Source organism: Ramlibacter sp. (genome assembly GCF_035706265.1).
In the GTDB taxonomy this organism is placed as follows: Bacteria; Pseudomonadota; Gammaproteobacteria; order Burkholderiales; family Burkholderiaceae_C; genus Ramlibacter.
In genome coordinates this window covers 1-2073 of sequence record NZ_DASSVG010000138.1, presented here as the reverse complement: position 1 = coordinate 2073, position 2073 = coordinate 1, and the positions used below count along the sequence as shown (strand labels likewise).

Here is a 2073-nt window from a genome sequence, read left to right as displayed (position 1 = left end):
AAATCGCGGACGCGTTGCGTTGGAAGCGCCGGTCGCAGCCGCACGCGCGACCTCGGCCGGCGCTCGACGCGGCAGCCGGGGTGCCCCAGTTGGGAGCGGCGTGGGAGAGCCCCGCGCCCCGGCTGCTGGCGCGCAGCCTGGCGCGGCGCCTGGTGCACGTGCATCACGAGATCGCCCAGCTCCTGCAGCTCGCGCGCGGCGAGCGCGCGCCCGACGCAGAAGTCATGGGCTCCGCCTGGCGTGAATTCGTGACGCCGACCCACTGGTCCTGGCAGCCCCTGCACAGCCTGTGGCGCCTGGACGCGCCGCCGCTGCGGCACGGCATCCGCGCCGCGCTCGCCATCGCCGCCGGTTACATGGTGGCCCGCGCCATCCCATGGACGGTGCACGAGACCTGGATCCTGCTGACCATCGCGTTCGTGCTCCGGACCTCCTTCTCGCAGACGGTCGAGCGGCGCAACAGCCGCATCGTCGGCACGCTGCTTGGATGCGTGCTCGCCGGCGCGCTGCTCCATGCGCGGCTGCCCGCGTTCGCGCTGCTCCTGGTGGTTGCGCTTGCTCACGGCCTGGCCCATGCGTTCGTCCTGCAGCGTTACCTGGTGACGGCCGTGGCCGCCAGCGTGCTGGCCCTGCTGCAGGCGCACCTCCTGAACGCCGCCAGCGTTCCGGCATTCGACGTGGCCGAGCGGGTGATCGACACGATGATCGGGGTAGGCATCGCCTCGATCTTCAGCTACGTGCTGCCCTCCTGGGAGCGAATGCAGATCGGTTCCCTCGTCGCTCGCGCGCTGGCAGCACAGGCGCGGCATGCGCAACTCGCGTTGCGGCTGGGACACGTGAACGGCGTGAGCACCGAGTCGGAGGTGGCCTGGCGACTCGCGCGCCGCGAGGCCTACGACAGTCTCTCCGCACTCGCCCTGGCGGTGCAGCGATCGCGTTCGGAGCCGCGGGGAGTACAGCCGCCGCTCGGAGACGTGCAGCGCATGCTGGAGCGGAGCTACCAGCTTTTGGCGCAGCTCACGGCGGTCAAGACGATGTTGCTGCGGCGACGGGCGCTGGTCGACCTCCGCCAGATGCAGGCGCCGCTGAAACAGGCTGCCGCCAGCATCGCCGCGGTCCTTTCGTCCCGAGGCGGCCAGGCGCTACCGGCGAGAGCGGACGCGATCGCCCCGCCACCGGAACAGCAGACCGGCTTGAGCCCCTGGGTGCTGCGCCGGCTGCACCTGGCCACCCAGGTCGCGAGTGAACTGCGCGCAGATGCGGCCCGCGTGACGGGTCGCGGCCATTGAAGCTCATTCAGTTCAGTCTTGCAAAGACATCAGTTCCGTTCAATTGGGGCGACGACCATGATCACGCCCCATCCCCCCGTGAGCGAACACCCCCAAGGAGGCAATGCATGGACGCTCTCTCCCGCCGCAGCTTCACCCGTCTCGCCCTTGCCGCGCCGGCCGCGGCCTGGCTGGATCCGGCGCTGGCGCAGACCGGAAGACTCCTGGTCGGCTATCCCGCCGGCGGCACGCTGGACACCACGGCCCGCCACCTCGCCGAAGCGTGGCGCAAGCAGGGCCGGCTCTACATCGTCGACAACCGCGCCGGCGCCGCAGGACGCATCGCCAACAGCCAGCTGAAGCGCGAACGCGCCGACGGCAACACGCTTCTTTGCACGCACACCTCGGCGCTCACGATCTACCCCCACGTGTACGCGCGTCTCATGTACGACGCAGCGGCAGATTTCGTGCCGGTCTCGCCCCTGGTCGCGGCCACCTGCGCCTTTGCGGTGAGCGGTTCGGTGCCCGCCGATCGCGTGAAGACCCTCGACGACTACGTGCGCTGGCTGCGCGCCAACCCGGGTGCCTCGACCTATGCGTCGCCGGCGGCAGGCTCGATGGCGCACTTCCTGGGCTACCAGTTCTCCGAAGCGCGTGGACTGAAGCTGCAGCACGTCGGCTACCGCGGTTCAGCGCCTGCCATGCAGGACCTGCTGGGCGGACAGATCCCGGCGTACTTCGGCTTCGTCGCCGACTTCCTGCCTTACCTCAAGGACGGCCGCGCGAGGATCCTGGGAGTGACCGG

The 2073-nt window shown here is 70.2% G+C and carries 2 protein-coding genes; both read left to right on the top strand.

The genetic code is table 11. The features are described 5' to 3' along the window. A partial coding sequence (locus tag VFM98_RS05510) for an FUSC family protein (protein WP_325108895.1) occupies nucleotides 1-1289 on the top strand: 1289 nt, incomplete at its 5' end. A 107-nt stretch (nucleotides 1290-1396) separates the two neighbouring features. Then, the coding region (locus VFM98_RS05505) for a tripartite tricarboxylate transporter substrate-binding protein (RefSeq protein WP_325108894.1) at nucleotides 1397-2073 on the top strand (677 nt) is incomplete at its 3' end.